Below are 22,287 nucleotides of genomic sequence, written 5' to 3' on the forward strand. Positions count from 1 at the left end.
GTTGATCGAATTCAATCAGCCTCAATGGGAAAGCACATGTCCAAACCGCGTTGCGTAGTGTTGCTATTCGTCGCGTCATTTCTTGCAGGCTGCCAATGGCATCCTGCAACCACCGAAGCCGCCGGCAATATGTGCGACTCGCAGCACGTGCAGCACCTGCTGGGCCGAATCGCCACCCCACAAATGCTCGAGCAGGCACGCGAACTGGCCGGAGCACAATTCGCACGCCTGTTGCGCCCGGATCAGGCCGTTACTCTGGAGTACGATTCACGGCGGCTGAACATCCACACCGACAAGGATCTGAAGATCCAACGACTAACATGCGGTTAAGAACGCAACCACCGGCAGGTGACCGCGTCCTGAACCTTTGGCTACGCCGCAGTTACTGCGCCATCGCCCTGCGCACGCGGAGATTGGATGCCGAAACGGGCTTGGGCGGTGTGAGAAGAAAACCCAGCCGGTAGCGATTGATCACGACCTGAGCGAGCAGCGGCGCCGCTATACCAACCAGAGTTCCCAGGAGCAGATGCACCGGTATCGAATCAATGTCCAGGAAACTGGCAAGAATTACGCGCACGCCACTGCCTGCCAGGATGTGCATCAGATAGATCGTCATTGACGACGCACCGAGGAAGAGCAACCAGCCCACCCGGAACTGCCCCAGCCACATGGAGAGCGCGACCATAAAGAAGATCGAAATGGTTGCCAGCGCCAGCACAGGCAAGCCACCATCCACGTAGTTCATCCCGAACGTTATGTGGAACAAGTATTGCCCGACCAAGAAAAGCACTCCGAAGAACAGCGTCAGCTGTACGCAGCGCGCCAGAAAGAACTGCTTAACCTCGTTGAACCAGATGCCCAGCGCGAAGAAAACGGTATTGCCGAGGATGAACCTGGTCGCCGTATTGACCGTGAGCGCATCCTTGAATACGAACAGCACGCCAAACAGCACCACCATCGGCAAGAAGTAACGACGGTCAGCTCGCGCGTATAGAAAGGAGCAGAGCACGAACACCAGGAAAAGCGCATACAGGAACCAGAACTGTGCACGCGGCATCCACAACAGGGAGAACACCTCGGCCAGCGTTACCTCACCATTGGTGTAATTGGAAAGCACGACCTCGATCAGTCCTTGCAATAGCGACCAGACGATGAATGGGTAAACGATGGTATCGACCTTATTGATGATCAACCCGCTTTTGCCGCGCTTTTGCAGCGAGTCGAAGAAAAAAAGCCCCGACAGAAAGAAGAACAACGGCATGTGGAAGCTATAGATGATGCTGTCCACCAGTACGTAATTAGCTTCATCCATAGGCAGGCCCGCGTTGAAAACCCCACGCGCGACGTGTCCATAAACGACCAGGATAATCCCTATCGCCTTGGCATAATCGACCCAGACATTTCTCTCCTGCATCATCGTTCTCCTTGTTGTGAAGGCATCGGAAAGCCAGCGCTCAGCCTGCGCGTGAGGGCGGATGCTGCAGATAGACAATGCTTTCGAGGATTTGTTTGCACCTTGCCTGCCAGCCGTATGCAACAACACACGCAGAGCCGCTCACCACAGTGATGATCGGCGCGGAGGCATGTGAAACGTCTAGGACCACCAGGCACAGCGCGTTACCGCTGAGAAGCACATAGGTGAGAGTGAGCGACGCGAAAGAGCCATCAAAACGATCGACTGCGACCTAGGGCGCTCGGTTGTGATGCAAACAGACCGGGTGTATATCACTGTCTTTTCTCGGAGCCTGCCATGAGCGAACGTCTTCTCCCTGCGTGCTCCATCCTGTTGCTTGCCGGCGGTCGAGGCCAGCGCATGGGCGGCAGGGACAAGGGATTGATCGAGTGGCGTGGTCGACCGCTGATCGCCTGGATGCATGAGACAGTGCACGCACTGACCGACGATCTATTGCTGTCATGCAACCGCAATCAGACCGCCTATGCACCTTACGCGGATCGCCTGCTGTCGGATGAAGAACCTGATTACCCTGGCCCACTGGCCGGAATTCGGGCGGGGCTCGCCGCTGCACATCATGACTGGCTGATGGTCTTGCCCTGCGACGCGCCGATGATCGATGCGCTGCTGCTGCGGAGCCTCCACGCAATTGCCACGCAAGATCCTCTGCATCCGTTGATGGTGCGCCGCGCGGTGCAGTGGGAGCCATTGTTCAGCATGATTCCGACACGCCTAACGGGGCGCCTCGAAGCAGCCTGGCAGGCAGGCGCTCGCAGCCCTCGTCAGGTACTGCTGGCGCTAGGAGCACGAGCACTGGACCTAGCCGAGGACGATCCTCGCCTGGCCAACCTCAACACCCCTGAGCTGCTCGAACGCTGAAGGTTTCGGGAACTTAGCCTGGCGAACGCCCGTCCCACTTGCATCACAACGAAGGAGGCAAGGACCATGACCTCACGCATCATCCCGGCATTGCTTGTCACAGTAGGGCTGGGAGCACTGACCGGATGCGCCAACCCGAGCGTTATCACCCTCAACGATGGCCGAGAAATCCAGACGCTCGACCACCCCGAGTACGACGAAGAATCAGGCTTCTACGAGTACGAACAGCTCGACGGCAATCCTGGTAAGGTCAACAAGGATCAGGTTCGGACCGTCCGCGAACTCTGAGTATCGCCCGAGTGCTGGTGGAATCTTCCGCCCACACTCGGATCCTCGCCACGCCCCGCGCCTGATCGGCCACAGCCAAATAGCCGTCAAAAAAATCTTTACTAAACCCTTGTGCAACAAAACTTTTTCTGTAGAATGCGCGCCATCTTCGGAGCGTAGCGCAGCTTGGTAGCGCGTCTCGTTCGGGACGAGAAGGTCGCTGGTTCGAATCCAGTCGCTCCGACCAACTCCCGATCTCTGCACGATCAAGTGCAAGATTAAAAAAGCCGACCTTGAAGTCGGCTTTTTTCGTTTCGCGAGCTGACAACATACAGTCTAGTCGGCACGGCGCTCAGATCTGCAGAAAACCCACTATCTGCTCAGCCTCGAACGGCCAATCCAATTCCGCCCCGGTATCCACCCGACGCAACACCGGAATGCGCAGGCCGTAGTAGTCAACCCACTCCGGCCTTTCAGCGATATCCAGCAACTCCACGAGCAGGCCATGCTCAACCAGAGGCATCAGTATCTCCTCGGCCTGCTCACACAGGTGACAACCAAGGGTTCCGAAAAGCTGACATTCAGGCAGCATAAGCGACTCATTCATATCCCAATTCCAGTTAGAGCGCATTCTAGCAGTCGCTTCGCGATTCGATGCCCTCGGTAGCCGCTTCCCCTCCGCATGATTTTGTGAAGCTCCACGCATCGCTCGGCTTGATTAACCGCAAAATTCGACTCTCGCGCACCGAAACGCTAGGATGCCGCAACCCGAAGCAACGGACAGATTGCAGGGTAATTCACATCCGACAGATGCCGCTTCGACAGTCAGGTGCGATATCACCGGAGCAGTCGATGCGGGGAACATACAGACGGCGCTGTCTAAACACGTTGACTGTGAGTTCCTGAAGACTAAAGTCTAAAGGTTGAAATTGTCCTGTAATGTTTTATTGCAGGACGCCGTAAAGAGCGACTTTCAGAGCATCATCCAACGAGGAGAAATAAGAAATGCTCAAGACCCCCATCGCCCGGGGCGTGGCCCTAGCCACTCTGGGAGCAACACTGGCTATCCCGTCCATGGCTCAAGCTGCCTTTATCGAAGACACCAAGGCCGGCCTTGAACTGCGTAATTTCTATTTCAGCCGTGATTTCCGTGAAGGCACTGGCCAGAGCAAGCAAGAAGAGTGGGCTCAGGGTTTTCTGCTGCGAGTTGAATCTGGTTATACCGAAGGCACTGTAGGTTTCGGTGTCGATGCAATTGGCCTGCTGGGCGTGAAACTGGATTCCGGCGGCGGTCGCTATAGCAATGGCGCCCAGCTTCTTCCGGGCGACGGCGACACCGCAGCGGACGACTTCTCCGAAGTGGGCATGACCGCCAAGGCGAAGATGTCCGAAACCGTTCTGAAAATCGGCACGATGCAATTCAAGAACCCGGCCGTTGCCAACAGCGACAGCCGCCTGCTACCTGCACTGATGCAGGGTGCCAACTTGGTTTCGAAAGAAATCGACGGCTTGACTCTCGATATCGGCTACGCCAATCGTAACAACCTGCGTGCATCGAGCGATAATGAGATTTTGACGCTGAATGGTGCGGTGAGTGCAGCAGATGCTGCTGATCCGACTAAAGGTGCGGGCACGCGTAATATTGTTCGAAAAAGCGGCGCTGCAAATGAATCCGACGATTTCCGTTTCGCCGGTGCAACCTATCAATTCAGCAAGAACCTGACCGGTAGCTACTACTACAGCAAGCTCGAAGATCTCTACAAGCAGAACGCGTTTAACCTGATCCATGTCCTGCCGATTGCCGAAGGCCAGTCGCTGAAGACTGATCTGCGCTATCAGCGCTCGAAGGATGATGGCAGCACCAATGTCGATAACAAGGCGTTTGGCGCGATGGTTACCTATTCCATCAGTGGCCATAGCTTCGGCCTGGGTTATCAAAAGATGTCCGGAGACACCGGCTTCGCTTATCTGGGCGGCAACGTTGACCCCTATCTCGTCAACTTTATTCAGGTAAACGACTTTGCCAACGCCGACGAGAAATCCTGGCAGGCGCGCTACGACTATAACTTCGCAGCGATGGGTATTCCCGGTCTGACCTTCATGACGCGTTATGTTTCCGGCGATAACTTTGAGCGCACCGCTGGAGCAGATGCAGGCACCGAAGGCAAGGAATGGGAACGCAACACCGATATCGCCTACACCTTCCAAACCGGTGCACTGAAAAACCTGAACGTCAAGTGGCGCAATGCCACGGCGCGCAACAACTACAGCCGCGGCACAAACATCGACGAAAACCGTCTGATCGTCAGCTACACCATCCCGCTACTGTAATAGCGCATTTCTGTATACGCTGCAGCAGAAAAGAACCCGCTTCGGCGGGTTCTTTTTATCTCCAATAGAACTGTAGAACCCACAGTTCCACTTATGCCCGCCCGGGTTAAACGAAGCGGGAACCTTACCTGCGGGCTATGCTCGAAACTTGCAGCACCGGAACACATCGTTCCGGCACAATCTCGAGGAGCCGCCCCATGTCTACCGAGTCTACCTTCGGCACTACCGACGAAACCCCGATTCCCGATTCATCTCATGAGCATCACACACCGCTGTTCGACAAGTCGGCTCATCGGCGCAATCTGCACAATGCGCAAAACGCCCTGATCGACGAATTCCATACGCTGATCGGGGATACCGAGCGCCTGCTCAAGCACACTCAGGAAACTGCCGGCGTACAGAGCGAAGAGCTGCGCGGCAAGATCAATGAGAATCTGGCTCGAGCAAAAGCGCTACTCAAAGAACGCGAAGCCTCCATGCGCGAGCAGAGCCAAGCCGCAATTCAATGCACCGAAGACTATGTCCAGAATCACCCCTGGCAATCGGTAGGCATTGCTGCTGGTGTCGGCTTCCTGCTGGGCCTGCTTTCTTCACGTCGCTAAGTCGAGGTAGTCAATGGAGGTCGAACCCGGCGAAGAAGCACCAAAGCCCTCGCTGAAGAAATTGGGCGGGGCGTTTGTCGGCCTGCTGCAAGGGCATCTGGAACTGCTCGGCATCGAATTTCAGGAGGAAAAAGCCAGGACTGTGCGGCTTTTTCTTCTCGCCGGGGTCAGCCTGATCCTGGGGCTCTTGGTGCTGATCGGCCTTTCCGCAGCATTGGTGATCGTCTTCTGGCATAGCCACCGAATCACGGCGATCCTGGTACTTTGCGCCATTTACGCTGTCGGCATGGCGATCTGTATCGGTCGTGCGCTGAAGCTTGCCAGAGCCTGCGCCTCACCCTTTCAAGCCACGATTGAGGAACTCACCCGCGACCGGGAGCGCTTATTGCCATGAGTCAGCAATTGAGTACCGCCAGCGATCTGGATATGCGCAAGGAGCTGGTTCGCCTGCGAATGGAGATGCACCGGCAGCAGTTGCTCTACCATGCGCAGCCGTTTAGCCATCCATTCGAACAGGCGCGAAGCATGCTGGCGAGACGTCATGAAGGCGGAGGCGCTGGTACAGGGAAGAGGCCGCTGATGATGGCTGCGACCGTGGTCCTGGCGCTGTTCGGTCGCCGACTGGGCAGACTCGGTACGCTTGCTCGCGTCGCGATCACCCTTTATCCCCTGATCAAAGGGCAGCAGAAGTTGCGCAGCAAATTGCGCTAGGAGTTGTGCGTCACTCGGGCACACGGCAAAGCACCGCAAACCTGCACCGATGCGACAGGACCTTAGCCGCATCGGTGGACGGCAACGACTGTGCTAGCTTAATCGCGCCCGCTGGAGGCCATATGGAGATAGTCCTTGGACTGGCATACCCTGCTTACCCGTGAACGACTCGGCAAATCCACACACAGCAGCGAGGAGCTGGGCCGGAGTCCGTTTCATAAAGATCATGACCGCATCATCTTCTCCGGCGCGTTTCGCCGCCTGGGCCGCAAAACGCAGGTGCACCCCGTTTCCAGCAACGATCACATCCACACACGCCTGACCCATTCGTTAGAAGTCAGCTGCGTGGGTCGCTCGCTCGGCATGCGGGTCGGCGAGGTGTTACGTGACGAGTTGCCTGAATGGTGCTCTCCGGCCGATCTGGGAATGATCGTGCAGTCCGCTTGCCTCGCCCACGATATCGGCAACCCGCCCTTCGGCCATTCCGGCGAAGACGCGATTCGTCACTGGTTCCAGCAGGCTGCGGATCGCGGCTGGCTGGATGACATGAGCGATTTCCAGCGTTCGGACTTCCTCAACTTCGAAGGCAACGCTCAGGGCTTCCGGGTGCTTACGCAATTGGAGTACCACCAGTTCGACGGCGGCACACGACTTACCTACGCCACACTGGGGACATATCTCAAATATCCATGGACCTCGCGGCATGCCGAGGCACTGGGCTACAAGAAGCACAAGTTCGGCTGCTATCAGAACGAGCGACCGTTGCTCGAACAGATCGCGCTGAAGCTCGGCCTGCCATTGGTGGAGGATCAGCGATGGGGGCGACATCCGCTGGTCTACCTGATGGAAGCGGCCGATGACATCTGCTACGGGCTGATCGACCTTGAAGACGGCCTGGAAATGGAGTTGCTCGACTACCCGGAGGTCGAAGCCCTGCTGCTCGGCCTGGTCGGCGACGATCTACCGGAAACCTATCGTCAGCTCGGCCCGAAGGACTCTCGGCGGCGCAAGCTGGCAATCCTGCGGGGCAAGGCGATCGAGCACCTCACCAACGCCGCTGCTCGGGCTTTCGTCGCGCAGCAGCACAACCTGCTGCGCGGCCAATTGCCGGGCGATCTGGTCGAGCACATGCACGGCCCCGCCAAGCAGTGCGTGCTGCAGGCCAAGGCGCTGGCGCGCGAGAAGATTTTCCAGGACAAGCGCAAGACGCTTCACGAGATCGGCGCCTACACCACGCTCGAAATTCTTCTTAACGCTTTCTGCGGTGCTGCACTGGAACAGCATCGCGGCCGCAGCCTCTCGTTCAAAAATCAGCGCATTCTCGATCTGCTGGGCCGTAACGCGCCTACCCCAAACGCGCCGCTGTATCACTCCTTCCTGCGAGTGATCGATTTCATCGCCGGCATGACTGACAGCTACGCAACGGAAATGGCGAGCGAGATGACTGGCCGCTCCAGCCCGGTGTGACCATGAGGCATCTGCTGACCGAAAGCCTGCGCTGGCATCCCGGGCGCCCCGCCTGGGGCGCGGCCGCGGTTGCCACGCTGGGCTGCGCCCTGCCCTTGCTGCTCGGCCTGTTCAGCGGGCACCCGGGTTTTTTATGGGCGACAGTGGGGGCATTTCAGGCCGCCAAGGCCAACCCGCTGCACCGCTTCGGCATGCTACGCATGCTGCTGCTAATTGCACTCGGCGCCTGCAGCGCCGGACTGGGCTTCTGGTCCGCCACTCATCCGCTGATCAGCCTCGGTCTATTCGCCCTCTACGGCCTACTGCTGGCTTGGCTGCAGCGTTACGGCAACGAGGCCGGAAAACTGGGCATCGGCCTGGCAATCTGCCTGTGCCTGGGTCAGGGCCAGTACGGCATCGCTGATTTCAACAACCCTTATGCGATTGCAATATTATTCGCGCTCGGTGGGCTGTGGGTGACGCTGCTCGCGTTCGGCATGCGCGGCGTGCATGGCTTGCGCATGTGGCCTTACATGCCGCGTCTGATGAGCCTGCTGCGCGTGCTGCGGCGCCATGCGCGGCGCACGCCGATCCGTCAGTGGAGGCACCATGCGTTGACCTATGTGCTGGCCTGCGCGCTCGGCGGCGCAATCGTCGAACTGGCAGACCTACCGCGCGGCTACTGGCTGACGTTGGCGGTGTTCACCACGCTGCAACTGGACATGGAGCGCAGCCTGATGCGGGCGCTACAGGCTTGCCTGGGGGTTCTCGGCGCGGCGGCCATTCTGATCTATATGGGCCACAGCCTGGCGGATCCACCGTTGATGGTGATGATCCTGCTGCCGCTGATCTTTTTCGGACGGGCGTTCCAGGCGCATCATTACGGGCTGTTCGTTCTGCAGGCGACGCTCGGCTTCCTGCTGCTGGCCGAAACACTGGCGCAGGACTGGAACCTGCCACAAATGCGGCTGATCAATGCAACCATCGGCGTCGGGATCGCCCTCGGCGCAACGCTGGCCATGTACCTGCTGCGCCGGCTCATCACCAGACGGTCGTCGAGACGACCGCAGGCGATGGCTCAAGAGGAGCAGGCGCGAGACGCGACTACGCCTCGGTCCTGATCGGGTTTTCCGGGTACCAGACATCCATCAGCGGGCTGACGGTGTACTCGGCCAATTCGGCACGCCCCTTCAGCCAGGCTTCCACTTGCGCACGCTGCTCTTCGCTGACCGAACCGCGACGAGCGAGGCAAACGAAGCCATAATCCTCGCCACCGATATAGCCGAGCCCCTTGGCTTCCATCGCTTCGGTAACGAACGCCTCGAGGAAGTCGTCCACGGCCTTGGCGTCCACGCCTTCGCGATAGGTCAGGTTGATCTCGAAGCCGAGCTCCTGGAATTCGTCGACACAGAGCTTCTTGCGCAGGCGACGCGAACGGTTGGTAGCCATCGGGAGTGATCCTTTTCTAGTTTGATAACGGCGCGCACTGTACCAGCTACGCCGCGCTTAGGCGACGAAACCACCCTGCCCGCAGCACTGGCCGCCAATATTCATCGCACTGCCCTTTTGCAGGATGATGGCCTGCCCGGCTACGCTTATCGGAGTGGGGGCACCGTGCCTCCGGTGCGCAGGCATAATGCCCGCACCTTTTCCCTTGAAGCAGTGGGAATCCGTATGCCGCGACCAGCAATTCGTGCCCGTTTTTCAGAGGCGCCGTCAGATGAATAAATTTCTCCGCTGCATGGCCATCGCCGCACTGGCGGCGCCGCTGGCCTGGCCCGCGCACGCTGCGCCGGTCAACCAGAACCTGCCGCCGCAGGTAGTCAAGGCGCTCAAGGCCAACAAGATCGAGACCAATGCCCTGTCGGTGGTGATGCTGCCGCTCAACGCCAAAGGCGCACCGACCTTCGTCAACGCCGACGTCTCGGTCAACCCCGCATCCACGATGAAACTGGTGACGACCTACGCCGCGCTGGAACTGCTCGGCCCCAGCCACCAGTGGAAGACCGAATTCTATGCCGACGGCCCGCTGGTCGACGGCACGCTCAACGGCAACCTCTATCTCAAGGGTGGCGGCGATCCGAAGCTGAACATGGAGAAGCTCTGGCTGCTGCTGCGTGATCTGCGGGCCAACGGCGTGCGCAAGGTCACCGGTGATCTGGTGCTCGATCGCAGCCATTTCATCCAGCCCGAACTGCCAATTTTCAATGACGATGGCGGCGACCAGAACAAACCCTTTCTGGTCGGCCCCGACTCGCTGCTGGTCAACCTAAAGGCGCTGCGCTTCATCGTGCGCAACGATGCAGGCAAGGTGAGCGTGGCCGTCGAACCGCCGATTGCCAACGTGAAGATCGACAACCGCGTCAAGCCGCTGCCAGCCGCCAAATGCCCAGGCTGGCCGGACGTACTGTTCAACCCGGTCCGCGATGCCGACGGCGTGACAGTGGTGGTCAGCGGCAAACTGGCCGCCGGCTGCCGATCCCAGACCTACCTCTCGCTACTTGACCATCCCAACTACGCCGCAGGCGCAGTGCGCGCAATCTGGCAGGAACTGGGCGGCAGCATTCTCGGCCAGGATCGCGTCGCCCAGGTGCCGGACGATGCGCGCCTGCTGGCGCGGGCGTTCTCGCCGGACCTGGTGGAGATCATCCGCGATATCAACAAGTACAGTAACAACACGATGGCCCGGCAGCTGTTCCTCAGCCTCGGCGCGGAGTTTCGCAACGAAGCGGATGGCGACGACTCCAAGGCCGCGCAGCGCGTGATTCGGCAGTGGCTGGCGAAGAAGGGGTTGATTTCCCCGCATCTGGTCATCGAGAACGGCTCCGGCCTTTCGCGCGCTGAACGCGTCAGCGCACGCGAACTGGCCAGTCTGTTGCAGGCCGCGTGGCGCAGCCCGTATGCAGCGGAGTTCATCTCCTCGATGCCGCTTGCTGCGGTAGATGGCACCATGCGCAAGCGCCTGCGCAACACCGAAGTCGCCGGCAAGGCGCACATCAAGACCGGTACGCTCAACACCGTGCGCGCGATTGCCGGCTACAGCCGCGATGGCGACGGCAATACCTGGGCGGTGGTGGCGATTCTCAACCATCCACGCCCGTGGGGTGCATCATCCATCCTCGATCAGGTGCTGGTTAGCCTGCACAACCAACGTCACGCGGACACAGCCCAGCGCTGATTACCATGAGGGCGGCCTCCGGGCCGCCCTCATGCATTTCTAGCCATGCATTCTAGCGATGCCCGCCGTCAGCGAGCCTGCAGTCGCCAGGCCCGGTGGATCTTCGGGTTGCGCCGGAAATCCTCGTCCAGCGTAGCGGCGCTGATCTCCTCCACCGCGTAGCGCTCGGCGATACTCGGGTCGAGTTCGAACTTGCGGAAGTTGTTGGAAAAATACAGCGTGCCACCAGCCGCGAGCCGCGCCATAGCCAGGTCCAGCAGGACCGCATGGTCACGCTGCACGTCGAACACCCCTTCCATCCGTTTGGAGTTGGAGAAGGTCGGCGGATCAATGAAGATCAGATCGTATTCGCCGCGATCGGCAGCCAGCCACTCCATGACATCGGCCTGCTCCAACCGCTGGCGATCGGAGAAACCGTTGAGCGAAAGATTGCGTCGGGCCCAATCCAGATAGGTCCGCGACAGGTCAACACTGGTGGTACTGCGCGCGCCGCCCTTGGCCGCGTGCACCGTAGCGGTCGCGGTGTAGCAGAACAGGTTGAGAAAGCGCTTGCCCGCCGCTTCGCGCTGGATGCGCAGGCGCAGCGGCCGGTGATCGAGGAACAGCCCGGTATCGAGGTAGTCGGTGAGGTTGACCAGCAGCTTCACGCCGCCTTCGACGACCTCCAGGAATTGTCCCTGTGCCGCCTGCCGCTCGTACTGGCGCGTCCCGCTCTGCCGCTCGCGGCGCTTGACTACGACCTTCTCGCGCGGCACACCGAGCGCCTGCGGAATGGCCGCCAGGGCATCGAGCAGGCGTGCCTGGGCCTTGTCCGGGTCGATCGAGCGCGGCGGCGCGTACTCCTGCACATGCACCCAGTCGCGATACATATCCACCGCCACGGCGTATTCGGGCATGTCGGCGTCGTACAGCCGGTAGCACTCGATGCCCTCGCGGCGCGCCCATTTGCCCAACTGACGCAGGTTCTTCTGCAGGCGATTGGCAAACATCTGCCCGCCTTCGCTCAGCCGCGCAACTTCAACCGGCGCCGGCGCGGCGTTCGACTGCGGTGCCGCGGTACGATTGCCAGTCACGAACTGGTCGAGCTCGACCTTGATCAGCAGCAGCTTGCACGGCAGCGCACCGTTCCAGAAGGCGTACTGCTTGTGGCTGCGAATGCCCATGCGTTTGCCCAGGTCCGGCGCCGCAGTGAAGATCCCCGCCTCCCAGCCGAGACAGGCCTGGCGCAGGCGCTCGCCGAGGTTCTGGTAGAGATACAGCAGACTTGCCTCATCACCCAGACGCTCGCCATAGGGCGGGTTGCAGATGACCAGCCCTTTCTGGTTCTGGTCGGGACGCGGCTCGAACGTCGCCACATCACCCTGATAGATGCGAATCCAGCTCCCCAGCCCGGCACGCTCGATGTTGTTGCGTCCTGGCTGGATCAGGCGCGGATCGGCCTCGTAGCCCCGAATCCACAAGGGCGGACGTGCCAGACCGGCTGCAGCGCGAGCCTCGGCCTCATCATGCAGGCGGTGCCATAACGCCGGCACATGTCCGAGCCAGGCGCTGAAGCCCCAGCGCTCGCGCTTGAGGTTGGGCGCGATGTCGGCGGCGATCATGGCGCCCTCGATGAGGAAAGTACCCACGCCGCACATCGGATCGGTCAGCGCGCCGCCTTCCGCCGCAATGCGTGGCCAGCCGGCGCGGATCAGCACCGCCGCCGCCAGGTTTTCCTTGAGAGGCGCAGCGCCCTGCTGTAGGCGATAGCCGCGCTGGTGCAGGCTGTGCCCGGACAGATCGAGCGACAGCACCGCCTCGCCCTTGTCCAGGCGCAGGTGCACGCGCAAGTCGGGGTTCAGCTTGTCGACCGTGGGTCGCTCGCCGCTGGCGGTGCGCAGACGGTCGACGATGCCATCCTTGACCTTGAGCGCCCCGAAATGAGTGTTGTCGATACCCGACCCGCGCCCGCTGAACTCGACCGCGAGGCTGCCACCGGGCTCCAGATGCTCGGCCCAGTCCACGCTGCGCACGCCTTCGTAGAGGGTTTCGGCGGTCGTGGTCGGAAAGCGGCTGATCACCAGCAGTACGCGATTGGCCAGGCGCGACCAGAGACACAGGCGGTACGCGACTTCCAGGGCGCCGAAACCGCGGATTGCCGCGGTCTGCTCACGCGCGTCCTCCAGTCCCAATTGCCGGGCTTCCTCCAGCAACAAGCCTTCGAGTCCCTTGGGACAGGTGAGAATGAGTTCGTGACGGTCGGTCATGGATGTTTCCAGTGAGTGTTCGAAGCGGAACGATCCGACCCTTCGTCGGAATGGCTCAGCAAAAAAATGCCCTGCGTCACACAGACGCGCAACGGCGCAATCGCGCGGTTGCGGGCGGGCGGCTCTAGGCCCGGCAGTACACACTGCTTATGGGCTGAACCATAGTTTGGTTACCTACTTATGACAAAACGATCATTCCAGCCTCTCGGCCATTGGGTTAGAACTCGTCCCAATCGACCATCGCAATGAGGTCGATGGCGTCCGCCACGCCGGCAGCGGACCCAACGGCAGCCCTGTCTGCCCGGTCTCGCCATGAGGCCACCAGGAACACCAGTCAACCACTGAGGGCAATACCCAATGAGAAGACTCAAGCGTGATCCGATGGAACGAGCATTCCTGCGCGGTTATCAACACGGCATACATGGCAAATCTCGCGACCTGTGTCCTTTCACCCATCCCAATGTGCGCCAAGCCTGGATCAACGGCTGGCGGGAGGGTCGCGGCGACAACTGGGATGGTTTGACCGGCACCGCCGGTCTGCATCGACTGAACGAACTCCACGCGGTCGGCTGATTACCCGACCTGACCGACTCCTCATCGCACGCCCCATCCGGGCGGCGGGCTAGAAGCCCAGGGGCTCCGATCCGGAGCCCCGCATCGGGCCGATTCCGATCTCGATTCCGACCTCTTAGTCACTGCGCCTTCGCGCGCAACTCGGCAATCGCGTCCACCGCCTCGCGAATTAGCGCCGGCCCCTTGTAGATGAATCCCGAATACAACTGAACCAGGCTCGCCCCGGCGGCGATCTTCTCAGCGGCATGGCGCCCCTCGGTGATCCCGCCCACGGCGATGATCGGCAATCGCCCGCTGAGGGTCTGCGCCAGCACGCGCACGGTATGGGTGGATTTCTCGCGCACCGGGGCGCCCGACAATCCGCCTGCTTCGTCGGCATGCGCCAACCCTGCAACGCCCTCACGGCTCAACGTGGTGTTGGTCGCGATGATCGCATCCATTCCCGCTTGCAGAACCGCCTCGGCTACCAGCACGGTTTCGTCGTCGGTCATGTCCGGGGCGATCTTGATCGCCAGCGGCACCCGCTTGCCATGCTCGATCTCCAGATCCTCGCGGCGCAGGCGCAACGCTTCGAGCAGGCGCTTGAGCGAGTCGCCGAACTGCAGGCTGCGCAGCCCCGGCGTATTGGGCGAACTCACGTTGACGGTCACATAGCTGGCATGGTGGTAAACCTTGTCCAGGCACAGCAGGTAATCCTCGTCGGCGCGCTCCACTGGCGTATCGAAGTTCTTGCCGATGTTGATACCCAGCACGCCCTTGAAATGCGCGGCATCCACCCGTGCGAGCAGCGCATCGACGCCGTGATTGTTGAAGCCCATGCGATTAATGATCGCCTCGGCTTCCGGCAGGCGGAAAATGCGCGGCTTCGGATTGCCCGGCTGCGGGCGCGGCGTGACGGTGCCGACTTCGATGAAACCGAAGCCCAGCTGCGACAATCCGCAAATGGCCTCGCCGTTCTTGTCCAGGCCTGCAGCGAGCCCGACCGGGTTCGGGAAATCGATGCCCATGACGCGCACCGGCAGGCTGGCCGGCGACTTGCTCAGCAACCGGTTGATACCCAGACGGCCGCCGGCGCCTATGAGATCGAGCGACAGCTCGTGAGACGTTTCCGGGGACAGCTTGAACAGCATCTGGCGGGCCAGGTTATACATACGCAGCCTAGAATCTCGGGAAGTGATGGCCGCGGAGTATAGCAGGCGACGCGGTGTTTCAGCCGCCTGCAAGGCTGCTCAGAAGGCACCTCAGCGCAAGCGATGCAGGCCGAGCAGCTGGCCTTGCTCGGCAAATTCCAGCTCGAAGGAACCAAATACCCCTTCGCGAGTCACAAAGGGCCGCAGATGATGCACCGGTAGGCTGATTCGTCTGCCGTCGCGGCTGCGTAGCAGGACGCGGTTGGCGTGCCCTTGATAGGCAGCCAGCAGGCGTTCGGCAGGTAGTGCGATATCCAGCACCAGGCTAGGCATGGAGGCTCCTCGTGTTCAATTGCAACAATCCTCGCACATCGGCGTACCGTTCCGGCCGCCATAGCCGATCGACTCGTCGCTACCCGGCCCATCATGCGCGCAAGGCAGGTGCGCTTCGCGGCTCGGTCTGCCACACTCCCAAGCGTACTTTCCGAGCTCAAGCATCGTGACGAGCCTGCCCGAGTCCATGCCTTCACTGTCCACTCACCTCACCCGCCTGGCCCAGCGCCTGGGGCTGCGCGCGCAACCCGGCCATCAGACGCTCGAGCGTGCGAGTCGGCTGAACCTGCCTTTCGCACCGCTTTACGAGCCGGAGCCAAGCATTTTCTGGAACGACGGTCCGTGCCTGCAGCGTCTACTGGAGCTGCCGCGCGGTGCGCTTTCGGGTCCGGTACAGGAAGACAAGGCGCGCGCGCATGCTGCGCTGAGCCGGTTGATTCAAAAAGACAGCCAGTCTCTGACCAGCATGGACCTGCGCCAGATCGACGGCCTCGGCGGCCAGAGCCCAGACGGGATCGCCTATTCGAGCATCGAAGCATTCGCCGCCACCGAGGCTTGCCGGCGCACTCGCATCATCAGCTACAAGGACTTCCTGCGTACCCTCGGCATCGCCCTGCCCGGCCATGCACAGGGTGAGCCCATCGAGCTGCGCCAGGCCGGCTGGCTGGGCGAGCGCTTGTACTGGGCGGGTGAGCACCATGTCGAGGCATTCGCCAGTGCGGTGGCCTACGCGCGCCTGCGTGGCCTGGAGCTGCTCATGCCTGCCGAGCTTGTCGTCTATCGCCTCGACCGGGCCGGACTGCGCGCGCTGGACGAGCAGTACCACGCCATCGCGATGCCCGCCCAGGCCTGGAGCGATGCGGAGTTCATGGCGCTGCTGCTCGACACGCAGGTGCCTTATGCGCGCCTGACCGTGCTGCGCGACGCCAGCAACTCGGAATTGCTGCTGTTGGAGAAACACCACCCCACCGCCAGCGCCATCGGCGAAGGGCTGAAACGTGCCGGCGCGCCGGACATGGTGCGCTATCTGCGCAACCTGCCGCAGATCACCCGCTTCAAGCTCGGCCAGCCGCAAGACGCGTAAGACCGTCCACAATGGCGGCTATCCCTAGCCGCCACACTCCCCCCTTAGTCGCCATGCCCCGCGGGCGCCTGCGCCAGATCCTGCAGCTCGCGGCTGGCTACGGCGTACATCGCGTAGTCGGGCGTGCTGGTGGCGCGCAACTCGGCCAGCATGCCGCGCCAGCGATCGACGTGATAGCCACGCTGCTCCAGCCATGCCATGACGCAGGCGGCCGGCTGCTGTGCGCCACTTTCCATCTGCAGAATCGACACGGTAATAGCGCGCTGCTGGCTGTCGAGATCGTCACGAAAGCCCTCGCGCGCCAGTGCCTGCCAGGTACTCTCCACCGGGAGGCTGGTGAGTTGCTGCAGATACCAGGGCAGCTCCAGCGCGCCGCCAACGGCGAAATAGGTCGATGCGACCTTGATCGGTGGCTGCCCGGTTTCGTCCGCCGCCTCGAGAATCGGCAGCAAGGTATAGAGGTGGCTGGTGCCGGCGACCATTCGCGCGAGCAGTTCCGGAACACCCGCGGCGGTGTAGCGCTGGTAACGCGACTGCCAGAGTTCGCGCGTCGAACCTTCGAGCAGCCCGTCGAGCTTGAGCCCCAACGCGGCGACACGCGGACCGAAATGCGCAACGTCGCGGGCGGCGTCCAGCTCGCTGCGGCGGTTGCGCAGGAACCAGCGGGTTGCCCGTCGGCCGAGCCGGACCAGCTCATCCATCAGCCGCAGCTGCAGTTCGGCCGGCACCTTGTAGTCCAGCGCCTCGATCTGCCGGAACCAGTGCGGCAGATGGAAGATGTCGCGCACGATCACATAGGCACCGGCGACGTTGGCGGCACTCATGCCGGTAGCCTCGCTGAGCCGCTGAACGAAGGTGATACCCATGTGATTGACCAGATCGTTGGCGATCTGCGTGCTGACGATCTCGCGCCGCAGACGATGGCGCAGCATGACGTCGCGGTAGCGCTCGCCGAGCAGCTGCGGAAAAGCACTCTCCATTTCGCGGGCGAGGTAATCGTCATCCGGCACACGTGACTTGAGCAGCGCCTCCTTCAGCTCGATCTTGCTGTAGGAAATCAGTACCGACAGCTCCGGACGGGTCAGCCCCTTGCCCAGCGCAGCCCGTTCGGCAAGCGCGTCGTCGCTGGGCAGGAACTCGAGCTTGCGATCGAGCAGTCCTTCGCTTTCCAGCGCCGCGATCAGCTGCACGTATTCACCGGCGCGCTCGCGCGAGCGGTACTGAGCCTGTGAAAGGGCCTGGGTTTGCTTGTAGTTGTCGTACAGCACCAGTTCGGCGACCGCGTCGGTCATCTCGTGCAACAGGTGGTCGCGCTGCTTACCGGTCATGTCGCCGGCGGCCAGCAGCTCGTTGAGCAGAATCTTGATGTTCACCTCGTGGTCGGAGCAGTCCACGCCACCGGCATTGTCGATGAAATCGGTGTTGCTGCTGCCGCCATGCAGCGCAAACTCCACGCGCCCCAGCTGGGTCATGCCAAGGTTGCCACCCTCGCCCACCACCTTGGCGCGCAGCTCGTTGCCGTCCACACGCACCGCGTCGTTGGCCTTGTCACCGACGTCGGCATGGGTTTCTGTACTGCTCTTGACGTAGGTGCCGATGCCACCGTTCCACAGCAGATCGACCGGCGCCTTGAGCAAGGCATTGATCAGCTCGTTCGGCGTCAGCTCTTCGGCGTCGATGGCGAAACGTTCGCGCATCTGCGCGGTGATGACGATGCGCTTGGCCGATCGTGAGAACACGCCGCCGCCGGGCGAGATCAGCGCGCTGTCGTAATCGGTCCAGGCCGAACGCGGCAATTCGAACAGCCGCCGGCGCTCGGCAAAACTGCCTGCCGGGTCTGGATCGGGGTCGACGAAGATGTGCAAATGGTTGAACGCCGCCACCAGCTGCACCGCGGGCGACATGAGCAGGCCGTTGCCGAACACGTCGCCGGCCATGTCGCCGACGCCGATCACGCTGATGGCATCGCGCTGCACATCGATCCCGCGCTCGCGAAAGTGCCGCTGCACCGAAACCCAGGCGCCGCGCGCCGTGATGCCCATCTTCTTGTGGTCATACCCGGCCGAGCCGCCGGAGGCGAAGGCGTCGCCGAGCCAGAAGTCGTAGTCCGCGGCGATGCCGTTGGCGATATCGGAGAAGCTTGCGGTGCCCTTGTCCGCGGCCACCACCAGGTAGGGATCGTCCGCGTCATAGCGCAGCACACCGGCTGGCGCCACCACCTGGCCGTCCTTGAGATTGTCGGTGAGATCCAGCAAGCCGCTGATGAAGATGCGGTAGCAGGCGATGGCCTCAGCCTGGATCTCGTCACGTGAACCGCCGGCCGGCAGCCGACGCGGGATGAAGCCGCCCTTGGCGCCTCCCGGCACGATCACCGCGTTCTTCACCTGCTGCGCCTTGACCAGGCCGAGCACCTCGGTGCGGTAGTCCTCCTCGCGATCGGACCAGCGCAGGCCGCCGCGCGCCACCTTGCCGGCCCGCAGGTGCACGCCCTCGACGCGCGGCGAATAGACGAATATCTCGAACATCGGGATCGGTCGCGGCATTTCCGGGATCGCGCGCGGATCGAACTTGAAGCTGAAGTACTCCTTGGCCCGGCCGTTCGCGTCCGGCTGGTAGAAGTTTGTTCGCAGGGTCGCCTTGATCAGTGCCAGGTAGCGCCGCAGGATGCGGTCTTCGTTAAGCACAGCGACCTCGTCCAGCGCGGTCAGGATGGCCTGCTCCAGCCGCTGCTGCTTGTCGGCCAGGTCGTCCTCGCCGAGCTTGCGCGCCAGGTAGAAGCGCGTCTTGAACAGGCGCACCAGCTCGCGGGCGATATCGGTGTGGTTGAGCAGCGTGCTGGCGATGTAGCCCAGGTCGAAGCCCATGCGAATCTGCTTGAGGTAACGTGCATAGGCGCGCAGCAGCGCCACCTCGCGCCACGTCAGGCCGGCCGTCAGCACCAGGCGGTTGAAGGCATCGTTTTCCGCCGCGCCGTTGTTGATGTTGACGAAGGCATCCTGCAGCGGCTCGTTGATTTCCAGCAGGTCGATTTCCAGCCCTGCCGCATAGGTAAACGCGAAATCGTGAATCCAGCACTCGCGCCCGCTCTTGTGCTGCAGGCGGAACGGAAATTCACCGAGCACGCGCAGGCCGAGGTTCTCCATGATCGGCAGCACATCCGACAGCGGCAGCGGCGTATCGATGTGGTAGAGCTTGCAGTGCAGGCGGTTCTCCTCGGCGGTGATCGGCTGGTAGAAGCTCATCACCAGCGGGCGCTCGTCACTCAGGCTGAGCACGTGCTGCATGTCCACCACCGCCGACTGCGCCGAGAAGCGCTCGCGGTAGCCCGCCGGAAAGCCCTTGGGATAGTCGCCGAGCAGGTTGATGCCCTGCGCTTCGCCGAAGCGTTCGACCACCAGCCCGGCGTACTCGTCCTGCCAGCTGCGGCAGGCCTGCAGCACCTCCTGTTCCAGCCGTTGCGGATCGACTTCCGGCAACCGGCTGGGGTCCAGGCGCAGGATGAACTGCACGCGAATCAGCACCGACTCGGAAAAGTAGGTGGAGAACTCGCAATCACTGGCCTGCAAGCGATCCAGCAGAACCTGCTGCATGCGCATGCGCGACTCGGTCGAATAGCTGTCGCGCGGCACGTAGACCAGGCAATAGCAGAAGCGCCGGTACGGATCGAAGCGCAGGAACAGGCGCAACCGCGCCCGTTCCTGAATCTGCACGATGGCCACGGCGTTCTCGTACAGCTCCCGCTCGGAAGCCTGGAACAGCTCGTCGCGCGGCAACATCTCCAGCACCTGCACCAGCTCCTTGGCCAGATGCGTCGAACCGCCGAAGTCGGAACGCCGCACCACCGCATCGACCTTGCGCCGGATGTAGGGGATGCGCCGCACGCTCTGCGTGTACACCGACGAGGTGAACAGGCCCATGAAACGGCACTCGCGCACGACCTGGCCGTGGGCATCGAACTCCCGTATCGAGACGAAATCCGGATAAGCCGGACGATGCACGCGACAGGGCGTCGACGACTTGGCGAACGACAACAGAAGCGGCTCGCGCAGATAAGCCAGCGACGACGGCAGCAGCGAGCGTTCCTCAGCGCTCAGATCGACCCGCAGCTTGCGCGACAGTCCGAGCAGAGAGCCCTCGTCGTAGACAATGCAGCCGCCTTCGGGTGAGTCGCTGAGAGTGAATTCCTCGTAGCCGAGGAAGGTGAAATGATCATCGGCCAGCCAATCGAGAAAATCCTCGATTTCCGCCAGCTCGTCGCCATCGATGCGCTGGGCCAGATCGCCCGCCTGCACCAGGGTGCGCACCTCCGCCACCTTGCTCTTCATCGCATGGAAATCACCAACCGCCAGCCGCACATCGGCCAGCACGCCGAGCAGCGCCTGCTCCAGCTCACGCAGATCAGTTGGGCTGGCGCAGCGGTCGATCTCGATGAAGATCAGCGACTCGACCGAGCTGTCGTCAGCGACCACATCCGCCGGCAACAGCTCGAGCAGGCTGCCATCGGCCGCGCGGCGCACCTGCAGCACGCTATTCTGCAGGGTGTGGATGCTGTAGCCGCGGCGCGTCAGTTCCATGCGCACCGAGTCGACCAGAAATGGCATGTCCGGGTGCAGCACTTCGACCACGCTGTGCGTCGACTGCCAGCCGTGCTTCTCGTAGTCCGGGTTGAATACCCGCACCTGCGGATGCTCCGGCTCGAAGCGTTCCAGCAGGCGCCAGGACGCCAGGGTCGAGCCGACCAGGTCGCTCATACGTCGCTCGGTAAGTTCGGCCAGCGCAACAATGCCGAAGAACTGCTCGGCGAACAGCGCCAGCTGGGCAAGCAGCTGTCCGTCTACGTGTTGTGCCAGGGCCGATTGCAACTGCTGCTGGAAATCGGCCTTGCTGGCAGCGGTGAAGAACGCCATGAAATGCTCCATCTGGCTTACAGAAAGGGGGACCGTCGGTAGTGACCGAGGCCACAGGCTCATGGTTCAACGTTAGTCCAGATGCCCGCAAATGCAGTAAAGTGACGCGCTCGTCGGCGCGGCGCGGGGCCGCACGCCAGCAGCCGGGCACGCCGGCGTTTCCTCCCCACCGGAAGCCTTGAAACGATGGATCATCGTGAGTCGATAATCGCGCTGCGACAGTTCCTTTCCACCCAGATCCTCGGGCAGGACCGCCTGATCGAGCGCCTGCTGATCGCCCTGCTCGCCGATGGCCACATGCTGGTCGAGGGCGCCCCCGGCCTGGCCAAGACCCGCGCGATCAAGGAGCTGGCCGAAGGCCTGGAAGCCGAGTTCCACCGTATCCAGTTCACCCCCGACCTGCTCCCGGCGGACATCACCGGCACCGAGATCTACCGCCCGGAAACCGGCAGTTTCGTCTTTCAGCAGGGGCCGATCTTCCACAACCTGGTGCTGGCCGACGAAATCAACCGCGCGCCGGCCAAGGTGCAGTCGGCGCTGCTCGAGGCAATGGCCGAGCGCCAGGTCAGCATCGGCCGCAGCACCTACGACCTGCCGCCGCTGTTTCTGGTCATGGCCACGCAGAATCCCATCGAGCAGGAAGGCACCTACCCGCTGCCCGAGGCGCAGCTCGACCGCTTCCTGCTGCACGTCAAGATCGGCTTTCCCGACGCCTCGGTGGAGCGTCGCATCCTGCAGCAGGCGCGCGGCGAGGCCATCAATGGCGAAACCGCGCCGGAGCATCGCGTCAGCCAGCAGGCGATCTTCGCCGCGCGCAAGGAAATCCTCGGGCTGTACATGGCCGACGCGGTGGAGGAGTACCTGGTGCAGCTGATCATGGCCACGCGCACCCCGGCCAAGTACGACGCCGAGCTGGCCGAATGGATCGCCTATGGCGCCAGCCCGCGCGGCTCGATCTCACTCGACCGGTGTGCGCGGGCGCATGCCTGGCTGGCCGGGCGCGACTTCGTCAGCCCGGAAGACATCCAGGCCATGCTCTTCGATGTGTTGCGTCACCGCCTGATCCTCTCGTTCGAGGCCGAAGCCGCCGGCATCGACCAGGACCGCGTGCTGCAACGCATCCTCGACGTGGTCGCGGTCGCCTGAA

20 protein-coding genes and 1 tRNA gene are annotated in these 22,287 nt (G+C 62.0%); 14 read left to right on the top strand and 7 right to left on the bottom strand.

All coding sequences use genetic code 11. From position 1 onward, the window contains the following. The first annotated feature begins 36 nt into the window (after window positions 1-36). Window positions 37-330, top strand: a complete 294-nt coding sequence (locus tag HU825_RS16005; RefSeq protein ID WP_234302451.1) for an I78 family peptidase inhibitor — start codon at window positions 37-39, stop codon at window positions 328-330. 52 nt (window positions 331-382) lie between these two features. Here HU825_RS16005 and HU825_RS16010 read toward each other — a convergent pair whose 3' ends face one another. Beyond that, complete coding sequence (locus tag HU825_RS16010; protein WP_054093150.1) at window positions 383-1,414, bottom strand: acyltransferase family protein; 1,032 nt, start codon at window positions 1,412-1,414, stop codon at window positions 383-385. Window positions 1,415-1,750: 336 nt separating this feature from the next. On the opposite strand from HU825_RS16010, the gene mobA reads away from it, so the two are divergent. The 3 genes from mobA (at window position 1,751) to HU825_RS16025 (ending at window position 2,846) form a co-directional block, all read left to right on the top strand. Further along, on the top strand, window positions 1,751-2,332 hold the full coding sequence (gene mobA / locus HU825_RS16015) for a molybdenum cofactor guanylyltransferase MobA (protein WP_234302452.1): 582 nt from the start codon (window positions 1,751-1,753) through the stop codon (window positions 2,330-2,332). 66 nt (window positions 2,333-2,398) lie between these two features. Next, window positions 2,399-2,620 carry a YgdI/YgdR family lipoprotein gene (locus tag HU825_RS16020; RefSeq protein ID WP_043297018.1) on the top strand — a complete coding sequence of 74 codons (222 nt, stop codon included), beginning with the start codon at window positions 2,399-2,401 and terminating at the stop codon, window positions 2,618-2,620. A gap of 149 nt (window positions 2,621-2,769) precedes the next feature. Beyond that, a tRNA-Pro gene (locus HU825_RS16025) sits at window positions 2,770-2,846 on the top strand. A 105-nt stretch (window positions 2,847-2,951) separates the two neighbouring features. Here HU825_RS16025 and HU825_RS16030 read toward each other — a convergent pair. Next, the gene (locus tag HU825_RS16030) at window positions 2,952-3,191 is read right to left on the bottom strand and encodes a glutaredoxin family protein (protein ID WP_043297411.1); all 240 of its coding nucleotides are present in this window, start codon (window positions 3,189-3,191) and stop codon (window positions 2,952-2,954) included. Window positions 3,192-3,604: 413 nt separating this feature from the next. Between HU825_RS16030 and HU825_RS16035 the strand changes: the two genes are divergently transcribed. The 6 genes from HU825_RS16035 to HU825_RS16060 all read left to right on the top strand — a co-directional run bounded on the left by HU825_RS16035 (window position 3,605) and on the right by HU825_RS16060 (window position 8,810). Then, complete coding sequence (locus HU825_RS16035; RefSeq protein ID WP_234302453.1) at window positions 3,605-4,930, top strand: OprD family porin; 1,326 nt, start codon at window positions 3,605-3,607, stop codon at window positions 4,928-4,930. Between the two features lie 197 nt (window positions 4,931-5,127). Further along, on the top strand, window positions 5,128-5,532 hold the full coding sequence (locus HU825_RS16040) for an ElaB/YgaM/YqjD family protein (RefSeq protein ID WP_234302454.1): 405 nt from the start codon (window positions 5,128-5,130) through the stop codon (window positions 5,530-5,532). A 13-nt stretch (window positions 5,533-5,545) separates the two neighbouring features. After that, a complete protein-coding gene (locus HU825_RS16045) occupies window positions 5,546-5,926 on the top strand; it encodes a phage holin family protein (protein ID WP_234302455.1) in 381 nt (126 codons plus the stop codon). Beyond that, entirely contained in the window at window positions 5,923-6,243 is a 321-nt protein-coding gene (locus tag HU825_RS16050; RefSeq protein ID WP_234302456.1) for a hypothetical protein, read from the top strand. The genes HU825_RS16045 and HU825_RS16050 overlap by 4 nt, the downstream gene beginning before the upstream one ends. Before the next feature lie 135 nt (window positions 6,244-6,378). Then, complete coding sequence (locus tag HU825_RS16055) at window positions 6,379-7,710, top strand: deoxyguanosinetriphosphate triphosphohydrolase (protein ID WP_043297027.1); 1,332 nt, start codon at window positions 6,379-6,381, stop codon at window positions 7,708-7,710. Between the two features lie 2 nt (window positions 7,711-7,712). Then, window positions 7,713-8,810 (top strand): FUSC family protein, encoded by a 1,098-nt coding sequence (locus tag HU825_RS16060; protein ID WP_156714800.1) that lies wholly within the window; start codon window positions 7,713-7,715, stop codon window positions 8,808-8,810. Here HU825_RS16060 and HU825_RS16065 read toward each other — a convergent pair. Further along, on the bottom strand, window positions 8,794-9,138 hold the full coding sequence (locus tag HU825_RS16065) for a YggL 50S ribosome-binding family protein (RefSeq protein WP_054093157.1): 345 nt from the start codon (window positions 9,136-9,138) through the stop codon (window positions 8,794-8,796). The genes HU825_RS16060 and HU825_RS16065 overlap by 17 nt on opposite strands. A 271-nt stretch (window positions 9,139-9,409) precedes the next feature. Between HU825_RS16065 and dacB the strand changes: the two genes are divergently transcribed. Beyond that, entirely contained in the window at window positions 9,410-10,867 is a 1,458-nt protein-coding gene (dacB, locus tag HU825_RS16070; protein ID WP_234302457.1) for a D-alanyl-D-alanine carboxypeptidase/D-alanyl-D-alanine endopeptidase, read from the top strand. 68 nt (window positions 10,868-10,935) lie between these two features. Here dacB and rlmKL read toward each other — a convergent pair whose 3' ends face one another. Beyond that, a complete protein-coding gene (gene rlmKL / locus HU825_RS16075; RefSeq protein ID WP_234302458.1) occupies window positions 10,936-13,113 on the bottom strand; it encodes a bifunctional 23S rRNA (guanine(2069)-N(7))-methyltransferase RlmK/23S rRNA (guanine(2445)-N(2))-methyltransferase RlmL in 2,178 nt (725 codons plus the stop codon). Window positions 13,114-13,470: 357 nt separating this feature from the next. Here rlmKL and rmf point away from each other — a divergent pair, with 357 nt between their 5' ends. After that, the gene (gene rmf / locus HU825_RS16080) at window positions 13,471-13,686 is read left to right on the top strand and encodes a ribosome modulation factor (protein WP_043297034.1); all 216 of its coding nucleotides are present in this window, start codon (window positions 13,471-13,473) and stop codon (window positions 13,684-13,686) included. Between the two features lie 119 nt (window positions 13,687-13,805). Here the strand turns inward: rmf and HU825_RS16085 are convergent, their stop codons facing one another. Both HU825_RS16085 and HU825_RS16090 read right to left on the bottom strand, forming a co-directional pair. Continuing rightward, the gene (locus HU825_RS16085; protein WP_043297037.1) at window positions 13,806-14,837 is read right to left on the bottom strand and encodes a quinone-dependent dihydroorotate dehydrogenase; all 1,032 of its coding nucleotides are present in this window, start codon (window positions 14,835-14,837) and stop codon (window positions 13,806-13,808) included. A gap of 90 nt (window positions 14,838-14,927) precedes the next feature. Further along, window positions 14,928-15,149, bottom strand: coding sequence for a DUF2835 domain-containing protein (locus tag HU825_RS16090; RefSeq protein ID WP_234302459.1), 222 nt, complete (start codon window positions 15,147-15,149; stop codon window positions 14,928-14,930). Window positions 15,150-15,336: 187 nt separating this feature from the next. Here HU825_RS16090 and HU825_RS16095 point away from each other — a divergent pair, with 187 nt between their 5' ends. Then, the gene (locus tag HU825_RS16095) at window positions 15,337-16,233 is read left to right on the top strand and encodes a DUF6685 family protein (RefSeq protein WP_234302460.1); all 897 of its coding nucleotides are present in this window, start codon (window positions 15,337-15,339) and stop codon (window positions 16,231-16,233) included. A gap of 44 nt (window positions 16,234-16,277) precedes the next feature. Here HU825_RS16095 and HU825_RS16100 read toward each other — a convergent pair whose 3' ends face one another. Beyond that, entirely contained in the window at window positions 16,278-21,140 is a 4,863-nt protein-coding gene (locus tag HU825_RS16100) for an NAD-glutamate dehydrogenase (RefSeq protein WP_234302461.1), read from the bottom strand. A gap of 186 nt (window positions 21,141-21,326) precedes the next feature. On the opposite strand from HU825_RS16100, the gene HU825_RS16105 reads away from it, so the two are divergent. Then, window positions 21,327-22,286, top strand: a complete 960-nt coding sequence (locus HU825_RS16105; RefSeq protein WP_003289560.1) for an AAA family ATPase — start codon at window positions 21,327-21,329, stop codon at window positions 22,284-22,286. Window position 22,287 lies beyond the last annotated feature (1 nt).

The organism is Pseudomonas phenolilytica (assembly GCF_021432765.1).
GTDB lineage: Bacteria > Pseudomonadota > Gammaproteobacteria > Pseudomonadales > Pseudomonadaceae > Stutzerimonas > Stutzerimonas phenolilytica.